The organism is Chitinophaga jiangningensis (assembly GCF_900142605.1).
Lineage (GTDB): Bacteria > Bacteroidota > Bacteroidia > Chitinophagales > Chitinophagaceae > Chitinophaga > Chitinophaga jiangningensis.
The window spans coordinates 226,185-251,601 of sequence record NZ_FRBL01000003.1; the positions used below are offsets into that span (position 1 = coordinate 226,185).

General features: G+C 49.2%; 13 protein-coding genes. 11 read left to right on the forward strand and 2 right to left on the reverse strand.

The features are described 5' to 3' along the window. The first annotated feature begins 1,341 nt into the window (after positions 1–1,341). The 10 genes from BUB18_RS08445 (at position 1,342) to BUB18_RS08490 (ending at position 14,708) form a co-directional block, all read left to right on the forward strand. Entirely contained in the window at positions 1,342–1,935 is a 594-nt protein-coding gene (locus tag BUB18_RS08445; protein ID WP_073079873.1) for a Crp/Fnr family transcriptional regulator, read from the forward strand. 57 nt (positions 1,936–1,992) lie between these two features. Then, the gene (locus tag BUB18_RS08450) at positions 1,993–2,946 is read left to right on the forward strand and encodes a quinone oxidoreductase family protein (RefSeq protein ID WP_073079874.1); all 954 of its coding nucleotides are present in this window, start codon (positions 1,993–1,995) and stop codon (positions 2,944–2,946) included. Positions 2,947–3,093: 147 nt separating this feature from the next. Continuing rightward, the gene (locus BUB18_RS08455) at positions 3,094–4,392 is read left to right on the forward strand and encodes a DUF3108 domain-containing protein (protein ID WP_073079876.1); all 1,299 of its coding nucleotides are present in this window, start codon (positions 3,094–3,096) and stop codon (positions 4,390–4,392) included. 83 nt (positions 4,393–4,475) lie between these two features. Continuing rightward, entirely contained in the window at positions 4,476–5,147 is a 672-nt protein-coding gene (locus tag BUB18_RS08460) for a FadR/GntR family transcriptional regulator (RefSeq protein WP_073079878.1), read from the forward strand. A gap of 275 nt (positions 5,148–5,422) precedes the next feature. Further along, a complete protein-coding gene (locus BUB18_RS08465) occupies positions 5,423–8,773 on the forward strand; it encodes a SusC/RagA family TonB-linked outer membrane protein (protein WP_073079880.1) in 3,351 nt (1,116 codons plus the stop codon). An 18-nt stretch (positions 8,774–8,791) separates the two neighbouring features. Further along, positions 8,792–10,252 carry a RagB/SusD family nutrient uptake outer membrane protein gene (locus BUB18_RS08470; RefSeq protein ID WP_073079881.1) on the forward strand — a complete coding sequence of 487 codons (1,461 nt, stop codon included), beginning with the start codon at positions 8,792–8,794 and terminating at the stop codon, positions 10,250–10,252. 21 nt (positions 10,253–10,273) lie between these two features. Continuing rightward, entirely contained in the window at positions 10,274–11,440 is a 1,167-nt protein-coding gene (locus BUB18_RS08475; RefSeq protein WP_245805630.1) for a sialidase family protein, read from the forward strand. Between the two features lie 6 nt (positions 11,441–11,446). Then, on the forward strand, positions 11,447–12,361 hold the full coding sequence (locus tag BUB18_RS08480) for a dihydrodipicolinate synthase family protein (protein WP_073079885.1): 915 nt from the start codon (positions 11,447–11,449) through the stop codon (positions 12,359–12,361). A gap of 7 nt (positions 12,362–12,368) precedes the next feature. Beyond that, positions 12,369–13,457, forward strand: coding sequence for a hypothetical protein (locus BUB18_RS08485; RefSeq protein ID WP_073079887.1), 1,089 nt, complete (start codon positions 12,369–12,371; stop codon positions 13,455–13,457). Positions 13,458–13,475: 18 nt separating this feature from the next. Then, on the forward strand, positions 13,476–14,708 hold the full coding sequence (locus tag BUB18_RS08490) for an MFS transporter (protein WP_073079889.1): 1,233 nt from the start codon (positions 13,476–13,478) through the stop codon (positions 14,706–14,708). 287 nt (positions 14,709–14,995) lie between these two features. Here the strand turns inward: BUB18_RS08490 and BUB18_RS08495 are convergent, their stop codons facing one another. Both BUB18_RS08495 and BUB18_RS08500 read right to left on the reverse strand, forming a co-directional pair. After that, positions 14,996–17,890 carry a polysaccharide lyase family 8 super-sandwich domain-containing protein gene (locus BUB18_RS08495; protein ID WP_083549607.1) on the reverse strand — a complete coding sequence of 965 codons (2,895 nt, stop codon included), beginning with the start codon at positions 17,888–17,890 and terminating at the stop codon, positions 14,996–14,998. Positions 17,891–17,967: 77 nt separating this feature from the next. Then, entirely contained in the window at positions 17,968–21,948 is a 3,981-nt protein-coding gene (locus tag BUB18_RS08500; protein ID WP_083549609.1) for a hybrid sensor histidine kinase/response regulator transcription factor, read from the reverse strand. Positions 21,949–22,275: 327 nt separating this feature from the next. Here BUB18_RS08500 and BUB18_RS08505 point away from each other — a divergent pair, with 327 nt between their 5' ends. Further along, the gene (locus tag BUB18_RS08505) at positions 22,276–25,407 is read left to right on the forward strand and encodes a SusC/RagA family TonB-linked outer membrane protein (RefSeq protein ID WP_073079893.1); all 3,132 of its coding nucleotides are present in this window, start codon (positions 22,276–22,278) and stop codon (positions 25,405–25,407) included. Positions 25,408–25,417: the final 10 nt, after the last annotated feature.

The window sequence follows — 25,417 nt, forward strand, 5'->3', positions numbered from 1 at the left end:
AAAGAAATAATATAATAAAAACCTCACGTCCTGCGTTACAATTAGTTGAGAATTTTTAAGAATTAACGCAAGGCTCTGAATGAGCTTTTAGAATATTTAGTATGAAGTTTAAAGGAAGGATTTATATCAGAAATTTCCTGGTTCTTACATTGATGGCTGCCGTCGTGTTTTACTGCGTATATGGATTGCTAACGGATGGTAAATTGTATTGGATTAACAGAAGAGCAATCCTGAGTCTTATTAGTGGTGTTATTACTACCTCTGCCATTGGTTTACTGGGCTTAAAACGTCCCAATAAAATTGTGGGATAGGGAGTATTCTTGTCAAGTTAAAATCAAGTCGGAAATTCCGGAGTGCCGTTTGTATCATTGTCATCTGTTGGTTGCCGCATTGTAATAATTGAGTATGTTTATTTTCGTAATATGTTAAGCGAATGAATGATATTTATAGGCGATCGAAGATGTATTTTCATTTATTACCAATATTAATCATGGCGATAGCCTCTATTTATACGATATATGTAACAGCAACTACTGAAATAGTGATGATGGATAGGCATTATGTAGGAGTTCTTGGAGTTATTCTATGCCTCATTCTATAGTTTAAAGAGCCATTTGTAGGAAAGATAATGACACTGTTAATAATTTTAGTAGGCTTTCTGAATTTTATTACGTTTACGCCTGCTATTTATTCCTATGATCTTGGCTTTAAATTCAACGGAACAGGATCAGATGTGCAGGTGCAGGAGTTTTCCTCCCTTATGTTGATATTATTTGTAATAGTAAATTTCAAATCAGGTAAGGTACTGTGGAGAAGGATATTTAATACTTAGAGAGATTTTTTACACATGATAGTATCTCAACCAACAATGAACCAATGTTTAAACCAGGCTTCCTAAATATTCTCCTTTACATTTTTTGCAAATACCTCGTGTTTGTATTGATAACAGTTTTTATTCACTATGAACCGCGATATTCGCTCAGAAATTTTGCAACTGAGTCAGTACTTTTTTTTCTCGTTTTATTAATACCAATGCCATTAATAAATGCCGTATTCCTGTCAGGGCCTTTATACTTGAGTTTTAAATTGAGGCCTTTCATACGGTTTGTTTTACTGGGTGCAATCCTAATGGCTGAATATATAATCTTTTGTTATTTAGGATCACAAAAAATGGTCAGTGGTTTTGGTATTCTGAATAGCGGTGTTTCTATTGGGCTATATTTGTTATTCTTCACGGAAACATTTACCTCCATAAAATGCAAAGGTCTTTCCTTTTCCCAGGACGAAGATTATCTGGAGCACAGACGTAAGTAGATTCCCTACATTTCGTACCTTCACCCCATGCTCGATCAACTCATCGCTCACTTACCTCATTTGCGTGACCGCTTCCAAAAATACCTCGACCGCTTAGAGCAGCTGGAAGTGCCGGCCAAAACCATTCTCCTAAGGGAAGGTGACATCTCCCGCCGGGCATTTTTTGTGGACAAAGGTTGTTTACGAGTTTGGTTTAATCACCATGGCCGTGATATTACCTGCCAGTTTATGGTAGAAGGGCAGGTGGTTTCTATTGCCGACAGCTTCCGCACGGGTACGCCCAGCAGTTTTACGATCGAAGCAATTGAACCGACCTCACTACGGGCCGTGCACCGGCAGGATTATGATGCCCTGATGGCCGACCTAGGGCAGGATAACGCTTTCCTGCATGAAATGTTGAATATAACTTTTGAGCGACAGCTCCATTACATGCGGGAGTTGTGGTCCTTTATCCGCGATACGCCGCAGGAGCGGTATCAGAATCTGTTGCGCGACAGGCCACAACTCGTGCAGCGGGTGCCGCAACATTATATTGCTTCCTACCTGGGCATTACGCCTGTGCACCTGAGCCGCATCCGCAATAAGATGGCCAGGGAAAATCAGCAAAAACCTATTTCTTAACAAATGTTATCGCCCGCCGGATTACGGCTGCTGACCTTTGCTTAAAAAAACAAGTATATGAAAGCAGCAGTAATAAACAGCTTTGGCGAAGTACCGCAATGCCAGGATTTTAAGGCACCAGTACCAGGGGATGGACAAACAATCATCCAGGTGAAAGCTGCCGTATTGGAGAACTTTGATAAGGGAACAGCATCAGGCAAGCACTATGCGAGCCAGCATTTGTATCCTGCCTTTCCGGCAATTGTGGGCACTAATGGAATAGGACTCACCGCGGAAGGAAAACTGGTAATGTTTAGGGATACTGCGCCACCGTATGGCGCTTATGCCGAGCAGTCACGGGCAGGCGTTGTAATTCCGGTACCCGATGGTATCAGCGCAGCCAAGGCCGCGGCCATTCCAACATCAGCCATTACATCTCTCATACCCTTAAAATACACAGCGAAATTACAACCGGGTGAAACCGTGTTGATACATGGTGCTACCGGTGTATCAGGCCGTATAGCCGTGCAGTTAGCCCGATTACTGGGGGCCGGCCGTGTGATTGGTACGGGAAGAAACAAAGCCTCCCTTGAAATAGTGAAGCAGCTGGGCGCCGATGACGTGATTGACTTAAGTTTGCCGGAAGCGCAACTGCAGGACGCATTTGCAGCACTGGGCAATATTGATGTAGTCATTGATTTCCTGTGGGGGCGGCCAGCAGAGTTACTAATAAATTCCTTTGTGCCCAAAGTAGACGGATTTGCCAGGAGAGAGATCAGGTATGTGCAAATCGGTACCAAAGCGGGCTTTGATATTACATTGGCTGGTGCAGCCCTTCGTACGTCCGGGTTACAGCTGATGGGTATGGGTAAGATGGACTTTAAGGTAGTGAAGGAAGAGCTAAAATATGTATGGCAGCTCATTCAGGAAGACAAGCTACAAATGGATATTGAAGAAGTGCCTTTGGCAGATATCGCAGTTGCCTGGCAACGCAATGACCTGGCGGGTAAGCGGCTGGTGATAGTGCCGTAAATCATGTGAAACCCGGTACACTTAGTATCGGGTTTTCTACCTGTTTTCAGGGAGATGTCAATACCGCTTTGCCACGATATACCGTACCTGAAAAATGACATAGCTTTGTAGTGCCTGAAAACTATCTCTACTTTTATCTTTAAAGCTATGCTGGTTCAATCAATACGCCCCTTTGCACTCCTGTTGGCCCTTTCACTGTTCGCAAACAGAAGCGAGGCCCAGTCTAAATTTGATACTAAATTGCTGACACCGGGTAAATATAACCTTACCTGTTTCGCTATACGCGACGGCGGCGAAACGGAAATTGGTAATTTCTCACTGGGCATAAAAACTTCCGCTGATCAACTGCTGCTGGATGCTTCCATGGTAATATTGGGTGTGAATGAGCCCTGGTTAGATACAGCCGTTTCAGATCTTCAGACCTTCAAACCCGTATACCGTGCGTCCCACAGCGGTAATAAGGATCTGGTACTGCATTTTGGCAACGAGGTCACCGGCATCTACCTGGATAAAAAAACCGGGAAACAGCAACAGATCAAAGAAAACGGCAGCCAGTATTTTGTTGACAGCTATACTTATCCGTACCTGCTGGCATTGTTGCCGCTTGCTTCCGGCTACACCACACAGATTCCCGTATATGAATATAAACCGGAGAATAAACATAACGTGAAACAGGCGGAAGTAGAGCAGGTGAAGAGCAATACTTTTGTAAGCAAATATACCGGTACACATCCCGTGTGGGAAGTGACTGTAGTAGAACCAGCTACCAATGAGCGTTCTGTGACTTATATTGATAAGGATACGCGCCGCATCTGGCAGATAGACATATACAGTAACGGACAGCAGTTGAAGCTGGTAGACCTGGAGCGGGATTACAACCCTGTAAAAGCCTCCTTTGATAAAGTTGCCACTATGAAGATGATTAAGAACGGTAACTCACTGATTGTTGGAGAAGTGTTTGCACGCGATTTTGATACACAGGACCATTCCATTCTCGGTAAGATGAAGGTAAATGCCAATCCTAAACAGTTCGCCCCTAAAGGCACCCGCATTGTGCTCATCCCTTACACCGCGTACTACCAGGAATGGCTCAAAGTAAACCAGGCCGCGCGGAAAAAAGGCAATTCACCGGTGCCACTTCCTGATGATGTAGCCGATTGTATTAAAACCACCGATGTATATGATGATAAAGGGCACTTCGAATTTGTAAACCTGATGCCGGGGGAATACATGTTGTATACACAGTTTGATTTCGATCATACCTATACACAGGCTGAAGTAGTAGGATATACTGATCATTACCTCAACGGCGTGTTTCAAAATACCACTACGGATTATGTCAACAGGTCGTATAGGGTAGATGCCGGTGCTGCCGTGCAAAAGGTAGTGAAAATCGAAAAAGCTGGTGATAAGCTGGAGGTGAAATTGAAGAAAACACATAACTAGTATTCAACGGGGCAGCTTTATTCTATTTTGAAAATCTCGGCATTTGTGTAAATTTGTTCTATTGTAGTACAAAACTCATTATAATGGTTAACGGGATTAAACCAATTGCTGCCAAATCGATGGCAGAGAGAGTAGAAGCCAGCCTGCGCGAATACTTCACCAAAGAAAATTTTAAACCGGGGGATCCCCTGCCAACCGAGCTGGAACTGGCGGCAGCCCTGGGCGTAAGCCGAAACGTAGTACGGGAGGCCCTTAGCCGTTTTAAGATGCTGGGCATTATTGAAACGAAGAAAAAAACCGGAATGGTGATTTCCAATCCTGATATCGTAGGTACTTTCGAGAAGGTACTGAATCCTGAAATCATGGACGAGTCCACCCTGCAGGACTTATTTGAACTGCGATTGGTGCTGGAAATGGGAATTGCCGACCTGCTGTTTCTTCGCAAAACCGCTGCCGACCTGGATGAACTCGAAGAAATTGCCGCCCGTGAAGTAAAGGATAAAAACTTCCGCATCAGTACTGAAATAGCCTTCCATGGCAAACTCTATGAAATGACGGGGAATGACACCATGAAGCGGTTCCAGAACCTCCTGCTGCCAATCTTCGGCTACGTGATGAAGCTGGAAAACAAAAAATTCGTTTCCGGAAAAGTGACCCACCAGGATTTGGTTAAAATACTACGTAAAGGAACAGTGAAGGAGTTTAAGGAAGGTATGCTGTCGCATTTACAGCCGCATTTCGACCGGTTGAAATAGTCTACATATTATTAGCTACTTTATGAAAGAACCAGGGCCTGCGGCCCTGGTTCTTTCATTTACGCGGGTGCCGAAGGCACCCGCGTAAATGAAAATTCAAAAGAAAATTTTGAAATAAAAAAACAATTCCTACATTTAATATGTAGAACATAACTACTAATACTATTTTTACGTTATGAAAATGTGATTCCACGCTCAGCATGCCTGCGCGGCCGCGCACAACTGTTTTCGTGGTGAGGGGAACCTATACTCATTACACACTTAAACTCACGCAAATGAGGTTATTGAAACTTTGTTGCTGCCTCTTTTTACTACTGGGAGTAAAAGAAAGCTCCGCACAAAACGGCGGATTTACCGTATCCGGCACCGTAAAAGACTCCGCTACCAATGAACCACTCATAGGAGTCAGCATCGCCGTAGCCGGCAAAACCGGAACAGGCACCGCCACCGGCGCCGATGGCCACTTTACACTGAAACTGTCCTCAGGCAACGAAACACTACTGTTTCGTATGATGAACTATGCCGCCAAATCAATCCCGGTAAACAATCGCGCCACCATAAATATTATGCTGGCATCCTCTTCCTCCCAGCTGGGAGAAATTCTCGTAGTAGGCTACACGGAACAATCCGTAAAAAAGAACACCGCCGCCATTTCCAAAATGGATATTGCGGAACTTAAAAACAATCCGAATCCAAACCCGGTGCAAGCCATGCAGGGTAAGATCGCCGGCGTATCCATTCCCATCAACCAGGGACAACCCGGCGTAGGCGCCACCAACATCATCATTCGCGGCGGCACCAAACCCAACGTTTATGGCACCGGCCTCGGTAATAATAACGGCGCACAGGTAGGCAGCGTGGAAGGTACCAGTCCGCTCGTAGTAGTAGACGGCGTATTCCGCTCCATCAACGACATCAACCCGGACGATATCGAATCCATGCAGGTAATGAAAGATGCCGCCTCCACTGCCATCTACGGTGCCCGCGGTGCCAACGGCGTAATCGTAATCCGCACCAAAAGAGGGAAACTGAATACCCGCTCCACCGTTACACTCAACCACCGCACCACCTGGGAAACACAGGCGCGCGACTACGACTACCTCTCCGCCGCCGAATACCTGCGACTCGCCCGCACCACCGTTGCCAACACAGATGATGCGCTGGATAAAAACAACCTGCTCTACAACGCCGGCTTCTCCGCAGGTACCAAAGTGTTTACCCAAAAAGGACAGTTTGGTAAAAGCACCTACCTCACGGCTCTCTATGATAATATTGTGCAGGTAGAAGGACAGGCATATGTCGACAACCTCCTCGCTAACGGATGGCAAACCATGGACGATCCCATCAAGCCCGGTACCAGGCTGCTGTTCGCCGATAACCACTACCAGGATATGCTCTGGAACACGGGTGTCAGCAACCAGGATAATGTAACGCTCAGCGGCGGTACAGATAAGGCAGACTATAACTTCTCTATGGGCTATACCAATCAGAAAGGCGTACTGGTAGGCACCAAATACCAACGCTATAACGCACTGGGTAATTTCGGGTACCGCGCATCGGATAACCTGAAGCTCGATTTCATGATCAACTATCAGAACGTAATTCCTAACTATGTAGATGCGTATCAGAACGACCTGGTGCGCGCCATCCGCATCACACCACTGATCCGCACTTTCAAGGACAACGGTGATCCGGCATTGGGAGAACTTTACACCGTACGCAACCGCTTCCACACCCTAAAATATGACGACGTACGCACTAATACCGAACGTATGGTGAGCAGGGTAGGCGCGGACCTCACCATCACCAAAGGGCTGCACTGGCGCCCGTCTGTTTCCTACGTAATAGATGACTATACAGAACTTTTCATGCGCAAAGCCACGCCGGCAGATGAAATTCAACCAGCACAGCAACGCTGGAAAGATGATTATACCAACGCCTCCCGCCAACTCATGCTGGACCAGGTGTTGCAGTACGACTTCAGCGTACATAACGACCACCACTTTAGCGCACTCGCCGGAATGAACTTCACCCGTAACACCAACCACAGCAAGGATATGGGTTCACAGCGTGCCGCTAACGATTACGTATACACGATAGAAGAAGATCCAACCACCAGCATCAACGGCCAAGTTGTAAGCAATGTAATGGACTTCCGCACTGCGCTGGGAGAATCCCGATCAGCCAGCGTTTTCGGGCAGTTTAGCTACGACTACCAGCTGCGCTACCTGCTCGGCGGCTCCCTCCGTTACGATGGCTTCTCCAACTTTGCACCGGGTAATAAATACGCCATGTTCCCATCCCTCTCCGCCGGATGGAATATTGACCAGGAAAAATTCTGGCACAGTAATACCGTGAGCAGCCTGAAAGTTCGCGCCAGCTGGGGCGCCGCAGGGTTAAGCGGACTTAGCATCGCCGATACCTATGGTTCGTATAGTAATGTAAGTTATGCACTGAATTCGGGTATACTGCGCGCAGGCCTGTCGAACCCCAACCTCCGCTGGGAATCCACTGTAACGACAGATATAGCCCTGGACGCAGGTTTCTTTCATAACCGCCTTAACATCTCCCTGGATTATTATAGTAAACTTACCAAAGACAGGCTTACCACCAAGCCGCTGCCATCAGAAGCACCGTTTCCGGATATCACCTATAACAACGGTTCCCTGCGGAACCGCGGGATAGAAGTAGCCGTGGGTGGTACGATCATTAAATCCAAATCATTTAGCTGGAATGCAAACTTCACGTTCGCCTTCAACAGAACCACCATCACGGATCTGCCTGCGAATGGCCGGGATAAAAACCGCCAGGGTGGCGATATTATCTACGATAAATCCGCCGGTAATCTGGTGGAAGCCGGAGGCCTGGCAGTGGGCGAACGCCCTTACGCCATCTATGCGTACAACGTGCTGGGTGTGTTTGCAACAGATGAAGAAGCTGCGGAATGGAACAGTCGTATAAAAGATAACCTGGCATCTCCCCAGGGTATAAAAGTAGGTAAACGCGGTGGGGACTTCATTTTCGAAGATGTAAACAACGACGGGGTGATCGACACCAAAGACCAGGTATTTATCGGCTACCGTAACCCGGATAAAATGGGTGGCCTGCAAAATACATTTATGTATAAAGGCATATCCCTCCGGGTAAATGCAGATTACGCCATCGGCCATATGATCAGCAATGGTGCGCTGGCACGCTCTATGGGACAGGGCCGCGCCTTCAACGAAGGTGCTCCTGCTCAAGCGCTCGCTCCCGATGTATGGAAACAACAAGGAGATCAAAATATGAAATACGCACGCTTCTCCTTCGCGGATTACGATTACGGTCAGCGCAACTACCTGCGCAATGCCACGCTGGGTAATAACAGCAGCTACAATTCCGATGTATCCGTGATGTACGAAAAAGGCGACTTCCTCGCCTTACGGGAAATCACGCTGTCGTATGATATACCCACTGCAATACTCAAGCGCGCCGGTATTTCCGGGCTCAATATCTCCGGAAGCGTTTACAACGTAGGCTACCTCACTGCTTACAAAGGCCTGAATCCCGAGATATACAGCGGGTTTGACCCGGGTGGCTATCCGCGTCCGCGACAGTTCTCCCTCGGTGCAAACCTGCGTTTCTGATCACTTAAACTTTGAATTATGAAAAAGATTTGCTGTTATATATTGGTGCTGACACTGTTTACCGCCTGTGATAAAATTCTGGAGGTGGAGCCACAGTCGCAGATTACGGACCAGGTGTTTTTCCACAGTGAAGGAGATTTTGAACCGAATGTGACAGGCATTTATTCCGTTATGCGGAGTATAGCCAACAACGTTACCTACGGCATGGAACGTGGTGAAGAGCTGATATCTGCCACTAATTCCCGCTTTACGGTGGCCTGGTCACAAACGTTGTCGCCCAGCAACGGCGCAGTGAATTATTCAGAATGGTACCGCGGCATCGGGCATTGTAATTTGCTGCTCGATAAAATAAAAGGCTTTGAATTTGCTGCCACACCCGATCTCAAAAAGAAAATTGTGGGCGAAACATATGCCCTGCGTGCTTATTTCTACTTTCACCTGCTGCGTGTATTCGGCAGCGTGCCCATTGTGCTCGAAGCTATTACCGATGAAAACGTGATCCAGCATAAGCGTAGTACCGACCAGGAAGTGATGGCGCAAATCCTCTCTGACCTGGATGCTGCCATCGCGCAGTTTACCGCCATGTCCAATTTTTCCAAAACCACCTATGCTTCCAAATATCGTTTTTCTTATGGGAGTGTGATGGCTATGAAAGCCGATGCCTTGCTCTGGAAAGCCCGCGTGCAGGGCGGTGGCGAGGGCGACCTGCAAGCCGCCGTCAACGCCGTTACGGAAGTGGAAAGCACTGGCCTTACGCTCAATGCGGATTTCTCTAAAGTAACCGGTAATCGCGCATCGGCGAACAGCGAAGTTTTGCTGGCAGCCTATTACAGCAAGGATGAAACACCAGGTGGCAACTATGGCAAGAATGCTTTACCTTTTAAAGACGTACTGGAAGGCGCTACCAATAAGGAACAAATTCCATACGTGAAAAATTCCACGAACGGACAAGGTGCTTACCAGATCAGCCCGTTGTCGAAATCACTCTTTAAATACCCTGCTGACAAACGTATTCCATTCACCTGGATTGCGGATATGTATCCCGCCGGGCCTAAGATCAGCTGGATTACCAAATATCCCGGCACCGTATATGCGGACGATCGTTACTCCGATAACGATATCATCGTGTACCGGCTGGCGGATTTGTATTTGATGAAAGCGGAGGCCTACGCTGCATTGGCGGATTTTGTCAATAGTAAAAAGTACCTGGACCTCGTGCGGCAGCGGGCTGGTATTGACTTGTATACCGGCGAAATGAGTACTGCGGCCATGGAAAAGGAAATACTGGACGAGCGCGGCAGGGAACTTTTCTTTGAAAATAAGCGTTGGTTCGATCTGGTACGTTTTCATAAAGGGGGTACCATCGATGTATATAAATATGTGCCTAACCTGAAAGGTAAAACCACGCCGCTTTTCTGGCCGGTGAATACAACGGTGCTGGCTAATAATCCCAATATGACACAAACGGAAGGATATTAATTTTTTATAAAGATGATAAGGATGCCTGACAAAATATTGTTTCCGTTACTAGTAGCTGCCGGCATGGGCTTGTTTGCCTGTAACGCCGCCCGCTATACGACAGGTGCTGCTGAAACAGCTTCCGGCGTAGTGTTTGAGCCGGACGACAAATACGCATCCATGCGTATTCCTGCGCTGGTGCTCACACCCAAACAAACACTGCTGGCCTTTTGCGAAGGAAGGATCGGCAATGCCAGCGACTGGGCGGATATGAACCTGATCCTCAGACGCAGTACGGACGGTGGTAAAACCTGGAGCAACATCACGGTGCTGGATACCAGCAGGCAGTCGCCCGTTGGCAATCCCACGCCCATTGTGGACGACAGGGGAGTGGTGCACCTGCTGTATCAGAAAGACTACAAAGATGCCTGGTACATCCGTTCGGAAGATGATGGGAAAAGTTGGTCGGTGCCGGAAAACATCACGCACGTATACGATCAGTTTAAACCGGAATATAACTGGAAAGTGCTGGCACCGGGACCCGGCCATGGGATACAGTTACAGTCGGGCCGACTCCTCGCAGCCGTATGGCTGGCGGATTCCCGCAAGCTCACGCCGCGCCGGAGTCACGCTCCATCCTGTGTGGCCACGATTTACAGCGACGATCACGGCGCTACCTGGCACAGAGGCGCCATTGTAGCAGATTCCTCGGCATTGATTCCAAATCCGAATGAGAGCCAGCCGGTAGAGTTGTCGGACCAGCGTGTACTGCTCAGCATCCGCAATCCATCCACGGCGAAGCGCCGCGCCTTCAGTGAAAGTCCGGATGGTATTGGCGGATGGACGCCTGCACGCCTTGCACCTGAACTCTTTGATCCTACCTGCATGGCCAGTATAGTGCGTGTGCCGTTGTGGAAGCCGGAAGGCAAACCAGCGCTGGTGTTCGTAAACCCTGACAGCCGGCATATTGAAAAAAATCCGCGTGCAAATCTTTCAGCGAGTGTTTCTTTTGACGATGGAAAAACCTGGAAGCTGCACAAGGTGCTGGATAGCGGCCCTTCTGGATACAGTGACATGGCCACGGGCAAAAACGGAACTATTTACTGCCTGTACGAAACCAATACACAAAATAACAAAGGATTCAACTATAGCCTGGTGCTGAAAACATTCACGCCGCAATGGCTGCAGCAAACAAATAACCAGAAATAAGCAACAATGAAAATACAAGGATTGATCGCTGCTACGTTCAGCACATTTAATGATGATGGCTCATTGAACCTTTCACTGGTTCCTTCCCTCATAAATAACCTGGTAGAACAGGGCGTTAAAGGCGTGTTTATCTGCGGTACCAATGGAGAAGGACCTAACCTCACTTCCGAGGAGCGTATGGCCACCGTAGAAGCCTTTGTGAAGGCTGCCAATAAGCGCTGCCTTGTGTTGGTACACGTGGGCCACTCTTCCATTGCAGAATCCCGCAGGCTGGCTGCCCATGCGGAAAAAGCCGGTGCCGATGCTATTTCAGCTGTATCCGCTTTTTATTTCAAGCCGGCATCAGCCGCCAATATGGTGGACTGTATGGCGCAGATTGCAGCTGCAGCGCCTTCCCTGCCCTTTTACTATTATCACATTCCTGCCATTACCGGCGTGGCCGTAAATCCGCTGGATTTCCTGGAGCTGGCGGAAAACCGGATTCCCAACCTGGCGGGTATCAAGTATACCGCCGCCACTTTGCATGAATACCAGGCCTGCCTCCATTACGGCAATGGCAAATATGATATACTCTTCGGCTACGATGAGCTGCTGCTGCCGGCACTGGCGGTTGGGGCCAAAGGAGCAATTGGCAGCACCTATACTTTCGCGGCACCATTGTACCTGAAAATCCTGGAACTGTTCGAAAAAGGTGATATAGCAGGTGCCAGGGAGATGCAATACCAGGCGGTGAAAATGATTCAATGCCTGGGATGGTATTCACCTATCCCTACACAAAAAGCCATAATGAAACTGTTAGGCACTGACCTGGGACCTTGCCGTTTACCACTCACCACACTGGATGTATTACAGCAGGAGAAAATCGCCCGATACCTGGATGAGATAGGGTTTGCAGCTGTTTTGCAGTCGGTGACAAACTAAGGTGTATATGACCCGCAAGCATTACTTACTCTTAATCGTTATACTAACCATGCTGATGAACGAGCATTGTAAAAACCATCCGGCTGCTTCGCTCCATTGGGACACCCTGCCTGCAATCCCTGATACCACGGGGTTTGCAGGGTCCTTTGCCGGTACCTCTCATGGAGCGTTGCTGGTGGCCGGCGGCAGTAATTTCCCCGGCGGAGGCACGCCCTGGAACGGCGGAAAGAAAGTTTGGTATGATCACGTATACGTACTGGAAAAGCCGGAAGGTAGCTGGAAGCTGGCCGGAAAACTCCCTCGGGCGTTGGGTTACGGCGTTTCGGTAGTCGATAGGGAAGGCCTGATCTGCGTTGGCGGCAGTAATGCTGAAGGGCATTACGCCGAGGTATTCCGGCTGCGCTGGAAAAACGGAAATATTGAGACAGATACCTTGCCTTCATTACCGGTTACCCTGGCTAATTGCAGCGGTGCCCTCGTCGAAAATCGTATATACGTGGCCGGTGGTTTGCATACTCCAGCCGCTGATACCGCCGCCGTGGATTTTTATATGCTGGATCTTTATGCGCTGGACAGTGGCTGGAAGGCCTTACCGGCATGCCCGGGGCCGGCTCGTATGCTCGCGGTGGCAGGTGCCGCCGGCAATTACTTCTACTTATTTAGCGGTGCGGCGTTGCTGCAGGGCAAGCGCACGTACCTGCGCGATGCCTGGCGATATCACCCGCAAAGTGGCTGGCAACGCTGCGCTGATTTGCCGGAAGCCGTTGTGGCTGCACCATCACCTGCGTGGGAGCAGGATGGTAAGCTGACCATCATTGGTGGCGACACCGGTAAAGACGCTGCAGGCGATCTGAGAGAACAACATCCCGGATTTTCAACGAACATCCGGACCTATGATATTAGCAATGATAGATGGACACTGAGCGGCAACGTACCCGTTCATATTAACGCGGACGCCTCTACGAATCCCAATGGCAGTTACTGGGCGCCGGTGACCACTACTTTGGCCCGCTGGAATAATATGGTTATTTTACCAGGAGGGGAAGTAAGGCCCGGCGTCAGAACGCCACACGTATGGGCCGCCGGCATCAGATAACAGACATACCAAAACGTTATGAAAAACAGTAAATATTATCCGTGGGTAGTGGTAGGCCTGCTGTGGTTTGTAGCATTGCTCAATTACCTGGACCGGCAAATGTTGTCGACCATGAAGCCCGCGATCCAGCAAAGCATTGCCGAGTTGGAAAGCGCTACCAGCTTTGGTCGACTGATGGCCGTGTTCCTGTGGATATACGGACTCATGTCGCCGGTGAGCGGCATCATCGCTGACCGCATCAACCGCAAATACCTCATCGTGGGTAGCTTGTTTGTATGGTCGGCAGTAACGCTGCTGATGGGATATGCTACTACGTTTAATCAGCTTTACTGGCTACGTGCCGTAATGGGCATCAGTGAGGCACTGTATATTCCCGCAGGCCTCTCGCTGATTGCGGATTACCATCAGTCGTCCACCCGCTCGCTGGCTGTAGGTATTCATATGACCGGCCTTTATATGGGGCAGGCGCTGGGCGGCTTTGGGGCAACTATTGCGGCTACTTTCTCCTGGCAGCAAACCTTCCATTGGTTTGGACTTATTGGCATCGTATACGCAGTGGTGCTGCTACTATTCCTGCGGGAGTACCGGCCGCCCATAGAAAAACAGGTACGCCCCAACTTTTTCAGTGGTATCAAACTGGTAGTACTATTACTGCCATTCTGGGTAATCTTCCTTTACTTTTCCATTCCCAGTATTCCGGGATGGGCCATCAAAAACTGGCTGCCTACTTTGTTTGCAGGCACACTACATATACCGATGAGTGAAGCGGGACCATTGGCCACCATCACAACAGCACTATCGTCGTTCATAGGTGTGGCCATCGGTGGGCCGTTGTCTGACCGCTGGGTGCAGCGCAACCTGAAAGGGCGTATATACACGAGCGCAATCGGGTTGAGTCTTACCATACCAGCCCTGCTGTTTCTGGGGATTGGTAACGGTACGTTTTTCCTCATTGCTGCCGCGTTCTGCTTCGGTGTTGGTTTTGGAATGTTTGATGCCAACAACATGCCGATACTTTGCCAGTTTGTAGCACCGGCTAATCGCGCTACGGCGTATGGGCTGATGAATATGGGCGGCGTGTTTAGCGGGGCTGTTGTCACTGATTTCCTTGGCAAATCAACCGATGCGGGGCACCTGGGGCGCGATTTTGCACTCATGTCGCTGGTGATTCTCGCCGCGGTGGCCATGTTGCTGATCTTCCTGCGGCCACAAACGCGGGATTTAACCACTACCGCTCCTGCATCTCACTAGCTTGTATAAACAGAAAATGCCGCCTTGCGGCAGCAAATTCTGATTTAAACTATAAAGGACAGATTTTGTGTTTATGGAAAAATTCTCAGCTACGTAAATTGATCGACTGCAAAGGTATATACATCTACTTAAGAATTATTTAATTGTCACATATATAAATATTAATAACTGATTTAAAATTTATAAGTAATACTATTTGATTATTAATAGAAATGTCCGAACCTCGGTCCGGACATAACAGCCATCGCCCGCCTTCGGCGGGCGATGGAGAAACAAAAAATTACATTTTACATCTTCACTATCTTCTTCACTAACTGTTTTCCTTTTCCCCTTAACACCAATATATACATCCCCGGTTGCACGTTATCCAACGGTATTTCAAATTGCGCACTGCTCTGTTTCGCCACATTTACCACCTTCAGCAGTTTACCGTTTGCATCTCTGATTTCCGCCTGCAACCACTGTTTATCACTGTTTACACGGATAAATTTTTCAGCAGGGTTTGGGTAGATGCTGGTGCCGCTAATTTTATCTTCACTTAAGGCAAGGGCACTCATGGCTGTGGTTTCAGTACTGCACAGCAAAACCGGTCGCTGTGTGGAATCAGCACCGTCGCGGGATGGAAAGATCGCATCCGTAGTAGCACCGGCAAGGCCTGATACAAGTTTGAGCGACAGCACACCATCGCCGGCCTGCTGCGCCAATGCAATGTTAGTCACATCCCATTCAGCATAATTACCGGCAGCGCGACCCATGATAGTATCTACGGCACTGCTGACAGCCGGCATATTATTGTAGGTGATACCGCTTTCGGTCCAGCTATCGTTGCTCACATACTGCAAGATCCATGGCACGGTAGCAATGGAAGTATTTGCATAGTTTACGTACATACGTAGTTTTACCTGGTTGGTAGCAGCAGGCAGGGCATTAACATTAAACTTCAGGAATATTTCCCGGGTATAGCTGATGGAAGCATCCTGCTTCAGCACCAGGCTGCCGGTACCATAGTTTACGCCCGCGTAGGCACTGCCGCCGCGTACATAAGCATCTGCCACCGCAGGTACACTGGCAACACTATAAATTGGCGTACTGGCGTTCACGTTATAGCTTACCGTGCTGCCGGCATAAGCACCAGAAGGCATAGCGGCAGTAAGCAGCCTGGTTTGGGTAATGCCCGGCAGGTTAAAATATATGTTCACCGGCAGCGACGATTGCGCCGGATCAGCTACTGTGACCTTTACATTAGCGCTTCCAACCTGCTTTAAGATAAGGGCGCAGGGCCGGTCCACCGTTACCGTTACCGAATCCTGGTGGAATGTACCTGCCTGGTAAAATACCATCTCCCAGATATTTAAACCCGCATGATATACCACCTGCATGGCCGATGTATTCTGGTACACCCGCACCGCGGTGGTATCATAGGTATTCATGTCCTGCCCCGGCAATACATAGTAAGCATAGTTTCCGTTGGAAGGGGTGGTACCGTGGTTAAACCACAGGGTAAATACGTTCATGTTCTGCACGGTAGTGCTGCCACCATTATTAATGCTGCGCCAGGTGCCGCTCTGCGACTGCATCGTGAGCTGCAGCTGCCCGCCGTTCGGAAAGTAGTAGCCCACGCCGTTATGCGTAATCCATTTCAGGTTATTATTATAGGTATAGCTGCCGTTGGCCACGGTACTCACCGCACCACCAATTTTTGCGGATACCGTTCCATTCAGCAAACATTGATTCACGGTAGTGTTAATCGGCTGTGTAGCCGTTGACGTTATACCGGCCCCCAAACAAACCACTTCTTTATCGAAAAAGAACCAGGCCTTGCGCGCCTGGGTGTTATAGTCGGAAAACTGTAAGGCGGATACGCCATACAACGAATCAGACGCACCGCCGGCAAAGGCCGTAGTGCCAAAGTTCACGCCCCAGGAGGTGCGTAAAGGAATGGTCGTAATATAAGGCACAGTAGTGCCCGGAATGCGGCTCCAGTCCCATACCGGCGGGATATTGTAATACTCATTGCCGTTCATGGCGATGTGCGTGGACCCGTCAGAGAGATAATACCCCTTCAGGTTTTCGCCGTTCCCATTTTCCTGCTTAGCGGTACGGGTAGAAGTCAGGTGTACCCCAAACAGATAACCGGTGCGATGATGCAGGGAATAATCCGAGCGCCAGAAATGCGTGTGCAGGTCCGGCAGCTGGTAACCCGGCGCCTGGGTGCCGTTGAGTCGTGCTATATTCTGGTTGTACTCCACCACATTAGCCGTATCCAGTACTTTCAGCTTTTCCAGGTGTGCAGTAACGCCAACGGCTAAGTTATTTTCCCGGCTGATGCTCCTGCCATTGGTGCCATAATCGATATACTTACCCCGCATGGCCTTCAGGAATCCATTGCGCACAAAGTTGCTGAAGATGCTGAGCCTGGAACCCGACAAAGCATAGGAAGTACCCCGCAGGTAATACGCGATTTTGGTTTCCCCTTCCACAAACACGCTGCCATAGCCAAAGATGTAGAGTTGCGGCCCGTGCTGCTGGTAGGAGTAGTCGTGCTGAATACCTTCGGCGGTTGTCAGCATCAGCGGGTAGAATATCTGATCCACGCCATACTGCATCAGTGAATCATTTGCCGTAAGGCAGGCTCTGTACATGAAGTGGGTGGCTACATCCAGTTTGTTGGCTCCCGTTTGTGCGGAAGGGTTACCGCGGTTCATCTGCGTAAGCAGGGCTGCACGGAGGGTACCCAAACTCGCAGGGGCTGTTTCCAGCAGAATCAGGATTTCCCCGATGCGCTGGGGATTCGAAATCTGGTTGTGGTACCAGTTCCAGCTTTGCGGATCGGTGGTGTTCCAATAGGTAAGGCTGCTCACGATGGCATTAAACAAAGTGCTGCTCTGGTAATAGGTGCTGCCCGGCTTCGTATAGGCCTGGGCGAAAGTCTTAACCCGGTTGATGTGCACATCCGCCGTATAGGTGGTAGCGCTGTAGGCATAGCTCACATCCGGCCAGGAGCCATTTGCCTGGAGGGTGGCCAGGGTGCTGGTAACGTTGTTGTCCAGCGTGGTGGTGTTGGATGCCTGCGACAATAACTCCGCCCGAATACGGTCCATGATGGTGGTGTATTCAGTTTGAGCCCGACTGATTTGCGCCATCAGGCTTAGCGCCATGATAAGTAGAAATCTGATTTTCATAACTGTGGGTTTGTAACAAATCTACTATAGCCGCGCCAGGAGTACGGGTGGATATTCTAAATGAATAGGGTGAATTTTCACAATTCCGCCGCCCCGGCGTACTCCGAAGGGGTTTTTCCGAACTGTTTCTTAAACTCCCGGCTAAAATATTTCGGGTCGTTATACCCCACCATATAGGATACCTGGTACACGGTATGTTCACGGGTGCGTATCAGGGCGGCGGCCTTTTTTAACCGGAGAGATTTGATGAAATCATTGACGGACATGTTCGTCACGGCTTTGAGTTTCTTGTACAGCACGGGCTGACTCATCGCTACTTTCCTGGCGAGCATGTCCACCCCAAATTCCTGGTCTTCCATGTGCTCCTCCACCAGGGCGATCACCTTTTCCAGGAAAGCATTATCCACGCTGGTAGGCAGCGGCTCCGGCGGCGCTGGTACAATGGTTTGCATTTGCCGGCTATATCTTTCCCGCATCTTTTCCCTGGCAGTCAGCAGGTTGCGTACATTCAATGCCAGTACTTTTGTACTGAATGGTTTGGTGAGATACAGGTCAGCCCCGGTTTCAAGGCCGCTTACCTGGTCGGCCTGCGAGCTTTTTGCCGTCAGTAGTATTACTGGAATGTGACTGGTACGCTCATCAGTTTTAATGGCCTGGCAAAATGCCAGTCCATCCATTTCCGGCATCATCACATCGCTGATAATCAGATCGGGAATCTGCGTGGTAGCGGTTTGAAGACCGTCCGCGCCATTTTCATTTTCCAGCACGGTGTATTGCCCACGGAATGTTTGACTGATCAGCGCCCGCAGTTCCGGGTTATCCTCCACGATATGAATTGTAAACGGTTGTTGCGCGGTGACGCCAGTATCTGTGGTTTCTTCCGTTGTAAGTACCGTTTTGGTAGCTGCTTTAGGCATGGCCGGCGTAGCACCCACGGTATGAATACTGCCTTCAAAATGCCTGCTGCCCAGCGGCAGGGTGACGGTAAATATCGTGCAGCCTTCCTTTTCAGGAGTAGAAGGCTCACTTTGTACCGTGAGCGTGCCTTTATGCTGTTCCACTATATTTTTAGATAACGCCAGGCCTATCCCATAACCGGTATTTTGCAACCCGTGGTCCTGCACCTGGAAAAAATTCGTAAACAGCTTGTCCACATATTCCGGTGCAATGCCTCTTCCATTATCCGTTACCGTTATAACACAATGTTGCCTGTTGGAGGATACGTGCATCTGTATGCGGCCACCGTCCGGTGTAAATTTAAAAGCATTGGTGAGCAGGTTGAAAAATACTTTTTCCAGCTGCTCGGGATCAAGGTACAGCCACACGTGGTCCTGCTCATGGCGCAGCTCCATACTGATGTTGCGGTTCAGCGACAGCTCGCGGAAGCCGGTATAAATCTGGTCGATGAACGGAATCAGGTCCTGTTCGTGTATATGTAACCGTAAGTGATTGGTTTCTGCCTTTCGGAAATCCATCAGCTCATTCACCAGCTTCAGCAGCCGGTCGGCGTTGTTGCGCAGCTGTCCCAGCGTACTCTGCATGGGGTCATCCTTTCGGAGGGCATCCATCATCCGCTCCACCGGTACCAGCAGCAGCGTAAGGTGTGTGCGTATTTCATGGGACACATGGGTGAAGAAGTTGAGTTTTACCTGGTGCAATTCTTCTTCTTTCCGTAACAAAGCCCAGAGGAAAAAGAACCGGGTTACGAAGAAGAATAACAGCACCACCGCTATAATATATAAGGTATACGCCCACCAGGTACGCCAGAAAGGAGGGAGGACGGTAATTTCCATCCGCTCCGGTTTACTCCACACGCCATCATTGTTAGCGCCTTTTACCCAAAAAACATAGTGTCCGGACGAAAGGTTGGTGTAGGTCACCGATGGTGTACTGGTTTCTATCCAGTCGCGGTCCGCGCCTTCTAACCGGTACGCATAACTGTTTTTATTACTCTTTACATAGTTGAGCAATGCAAATTCAAGGGTAAACACTTCCTGGTTGTGCTTAAACGCCAGACTGCGGGTAAAACTGATGTCCTCCTGCAACAGGTCATTGTCTTCGCCTATGTCCACCGGATTATTAAACAACCGCAGGCCGGTAAACCGCAGCGGGGAGGCGATGGTGTTTGTCACCACCCGGTCGGGGAAAAAGCTGGTGATACCGTTATAGCCACCAAATAAAAATTCACCGCGACTGTCTTTTAAAAAAGAATTATAGTTAAACGCATTGCCCGCCAGTCCATCGCTGGTGGTAAACGTCTGGAAAGTATTGATGGCAGGGTCAAAGCGCACCAGTCCATTGTAAGTACTTATCCAAAGTGCGTGCTGATCATCCTCCAACAGCCCGATGACGTTGTCGTTTGGCAATCCGTCCTTCACGCGGTATTGCACTTTCTGTTTCAGGTCAGGGGAATATTTTATGAGGCCACCAAAGTACATACTCACCCAAATCTGGTGCTGGTGGTCTTCCTGGATGGAATTCACATAGCCGTTATGCAGGAGCCGCATGGAGTCGCCCTCCAGTACGTACAGGTAACTAATGGTGCCGATGAGTATGCGGTGTTGCGAATCTTCAAACAGATAACGGATGGATTGTTTTCCTGCGGGGCCGGTAATAACCGAATCTGCCTGTTTTACTAATTCGCTGCCTTGCCGGTGGAATACCTGTAGCTGGTTATTGGCGCCTATCCAGAAGCGCCCTTTACTGTCTTCCAGCAAAGCGGTTACCTCCCGGGAGAATGTCCCGGGGTCTTTGGCATTGTAAAAAAATCTTTTGAAATGCCCGTTCTGCAACAGGTTGAGCCCTCCACCATGCGTCGCCGTCCAGATCTGGTGATCCTTATCTTCATACACCACTTTTACCAGATTTGAACCGAGACTACCGGGATTATCCGGATCATTTTTATAGGTGGTAAAAGTGCCGGTAGCGCGATTGAAAAAGTTGAGTCCACCACCTTCAGTACCGATCCAGTAGTTATGCGCGGCATCTTCACGGATGCTGCTGATCACATTGTTACTGATGCCGTTGAGTGGCGGATGTAGTTGCCAGTTGGTAAACGAAGAGCCATAGGCATGTACCATATTTACGCCGCCGAAGTAGGTGCCCAGCCACATTGCGCCGCTGTTATCGGCGTATATGCTATGCAGTGAGTTCTGGCTTAGCCCGTACCCGCCGGGGTTGCGCGCATCCTGCCGGTAATGGCGGGCCTGCATGGTTACCGGGTCAATGATCGTGAGGCCTTCCTGGGTACCAATCCACATGTTCCCCTGCTGGTCAGGTACCACCCGGCGTACTATATTATTAATAATGGTTGGGTGAGATAATAAAGTAAAATGCCCGGTAACCGGATCGTAAATATTCACACCGCCCGTTTGTGTGCCCAGCCATAAACGGCCCTGCTTATCCGCTGTAATGGCGGTAATAAAATTCATGGAAAGGGTGTTTGCCTGGCCTTCCTCCCGGCGGAAGTGCTCATAGTGGCTGCCATTTATTTTGGTGAGACCAGTATTTGTCCCTATCCAGATGTTCCCGTTTTTATCTTCATATACACATCGCACCACGTATCCTGCAATGTCGGGCGGAGCGATGAACCGCTTCCTGGTCCCTTCGATCACATACAGCCCGTTGTTGGCGCCAAACCAGTGGCGGCCTTTGCTATCTTCATAAATACAATTGATATTGGTATTAAGTGCGGAGTCCAGCACGATACGGGTAAACCGGTCGTGCACCGGATCATACTTTGCCAGGCCGGAAGTAGTACCGATCCATAACGTCTGCTGCCGGTCGCGGTACAAACTCATGATCTGGTTGCCCGGCAGGGAAGTAGTATCGTCCGCCTGTTGGTGATATATTTTAAAACGATGGCCATCGTAGCGATTCAGTCCATAATGGGTACCGAACCAGATGAAACCCTGTTGGTCCTGCGCGATGGATAAAACGGCGTTATGCGATAGTCCGTCTTCTACGGTGAGGTGATTAAATGTAATATCCTGCCCATAACTTTTTGTGTACACGGTAGGGAATAGCAGGCATATCAGCAGGAAGCATCTCAAAATCATGCACTAATATAAGGATTGTATGTACCCAAAAAACCTTTTTTCTTAGCGGGAGGTGGGCAGGACCGCCGGTCCTGCCCACCTCCCGTTTTAAGACCGCCGAAGGCGGTCTTAAAACGGGAGGTATTGATAGTCAATATTTTGCGATGATATTTATAAAATTCCCCCCATAAATTTAGAATAATCCCCCCTCGGTACGGACTGCTTATTACATATTTGTGTATCAACCAGGATTTCCAACTAATTCCAGCGTCTATGACTAACACATTCCGATCAACCTGTGCGGGAAGCAGGTGCCGCTTCCCGGGGATTTATTTGCTAACAGTAGTCATGTGGATCATTTTATCTCCACTTATCCTAAATGCACAACAGAAAAAAAATTATTCCGGTGTAGTAAAAGACAAAGACGGGATGCCGCTGGTAGGGGTGACCGTGATGGTAAAAAATGAAAAAACAGGCGCCACCACCGATGTGAATGGTCGCTTCACCATTGCTGCCAAACCGGGCAACACTCTTGTATTTACCTATATTGGGTTTTCAAAATTAGAGCAGGTCGTGGATGCGCGGACGGAATATAATATCCGGCTGGCCGACCAGGCAGGAACGCTCAACGATGTGGTGGTAGTAGGGTATGCCACCCAAAAACGCAAGGACCTTACGGGAGCGGTAGGTAGCGTAAACATGAAGGAATTTGAAAAGGCGCCGGTGAAATCTTTTGACGAAGCACTCGCAGGCCGTGTAGCTGGTGTGGCCGTTGCCAGTAACGACGGGCAGCCGGGATCGATCGCCAACATCGTGATCCGCGGTGCGGGCTCCATCACGCAGGATAACTCTCCCTTGTATGTGATTGATGGTTTTCCTACGGAAAGCTCCAATGCAAATGCTATCAGTCCGGCAGATATTGAGTCCATCGATGTGCTGAAAGATGCTTCCGCTACGGCTATCTACGGTGCCCGTGGTTCCAATGGGGTTATCCTGATCACCACCAAAAAAGGAAAAACGGGCGTGCCACAGGTGAGCTATAATGGCTACTATGGCTGGCAGCAGATTCCCAACAAAATTCCGCTGATGGGCGCATACGATTTTGTGAAATATGTGGGAGAAGTAAACCCCGGTATTTACGACTCCGTGTACCTGGCCGGAGGTGTGAAACTGGAAGATTACCGCAACCGCGAGTCCATCGATATGCAGGATTACATTTACCGCGTAGGACAAAATACCAACCACGACCTGGCCGTTCGCGGGGGCAATGATAAAACGAAATATTCCCTCTCCGGCAACTTCAACAACCAGAAGGGGATTATCATCAACAGTGGTTTTAAGCGCTACCAGGGCAGGTTCTCGCTGGACCAAACAGTGAACGATAAACTGAAAGTGGGCGTGAACGCCAATTATGCCTATAGCGAAGCTTTTGGTATACCAGTATCGGCTACCAACTTTTATGCCTCCGCCACTACCTTGTATTCCGTGTGGGGCTTCCGGCCAACAACCAGTATCAAGGGGCGCGACAGCGCCGCTAACCTGATCGACGACTTTTACGATCCGGGCAATGAGCTGGCCAACAACCAGGACTACCGTGTAAACCCCTTGCAGAATATCCAAAACCAGTACACCATGACCAAGGCAGGCAACCTCATGGCGAACGCTTATGTGCAGTATGCCATCACGAAGGACCTGAGTTTGCGCATAGCGGGTGGTATCAACAGTGTAACCACGGAGGCGGATATCTTCAATAACTCAAAAACACAGTCAGGTAGTAAGTGGAACTCCAACGGAGTGAATGGTAGTGTGGAATTCAGGCCCACTTCAGTCTGGAATTCACAGAACTCACTGACCTACCACAAAACATTCAATAAGCAGCATAACCTTACCGTGCTGGCAGTTGTGGAAGCACAGGGGAATAAAACTTCCCAGCGTAAGTTTTCCGCCAACCAGGTGCCTAACGAAGATCTCGGCATGGACGCACTGGACCTGGCAGCACCTGCCAATACTTCTCTGATCTCACTAAGTTCCCGCTGGACCATGGCTTCCGGTGCTTTGCGTGTTAACTACGATTATGCGTCTAAGTATCTTTTCAGCGCTTCTATCCGTGCCGATGGTTCTTCCAAGTTTGCGGCCGGCAACAAATGGGGCTACTTCCCATCTGCTTCCGCAGCATGGCGTTTCAGTGCGGAAGAGTTTATGAAATCGGCCGGCTTTATCTCAGATGGTAAAATCAGGTTAGGCTACGGTGCTTCCGGTAACAACAGGGTGGGGGATTTCAGCTATCTGCCGCAACTCTCCCTTACCAATAACCAGTACTGGTACTCGGTAGGTAACGGACCACTGGGGATTGGCGCGGTAATGACATCTTCCGGAAATCCAAACCTCCGCTGGGAAACAAATGAACAGGCCAATATCGGGCTGGACATGGCTTTCCTTAAAAACAGACTCACCTTAACGGTAGATGCCTACAAACGCACAACCACCGATCTGCTGTTAAATGCTGCCCTGCCTTATGCACACGGTATTGAGAGCGCCAGTGGTTTTAAAAACGTGGGTAAGCTTGAAAATAAAGGCCTGGAAATCACTGTCGGTGCTACGGTGGTCGACAATAAAGCATTCACCTGGAACAGTAATTTCAACATCAGCTTTAACCGCAATAAAATCCTGTCCCTCGCAGAAGGCCAGCAGTCGATACTCTATGGTTCCGGTACTTTCTTTAATACCACTTACTCTGGTCTGTTCCCATATATTTCTGTGGTGGGCAGGCCTTTGGGAGAGATGTACGGGCTCGTGTTCGACGGGGTATATCAATACGGCGATTTTGACCTGATGCCAAATGGTACCTACCTGCTGAAAGGCGACGTGCCTACGAACGGCTCCGCAAGGAACGCTATCCGCCCGGGAGATATTAAATACAAGGACCTCAACGGCGACAACCAGGTGAACAACCAGGATTATACAATTATCGGTAGCGGCCTGCCTAAGCATACCGGTGGCTTCAGTAACGACTTCCGTTACCGGAATTTTGATTTGAACATTTTACTGCAATGGTCCTATGGGAATGATAACATCAACGCTAACCGATATGTATTTGAAGGTGGGATTGTCAACAACCCGAACCTGAACCAGTTTGCTACTTACGCCAACCGCTGGACGCCGGATAATCCGAGCAATACCATGTTCCGCGCCGGTGGGATGGGAAATGCAGCGTATTCTTCCCGCGTAATTGAAGATGGTTCTTACCTGAAACTAAGAACAGTGTCGCTGGGTTACAGTCTGCCTGCCGCCGTGCTGAAACGCGCGAAGATCAAGAGCCTCCGTGTTTACGGTGCCGCCCAAAACATCTACACCTGGACCAAATATTCCGGTATGGATCCGGAAGTGAATGCAAGGCCAAACAACCTTTCGCCGGGCTTTGACTATGCGGCTTATCCGCACTCATTGTCGTACGTAACAGGTTTAAATGTCACCTTCTAAATTGATGCAC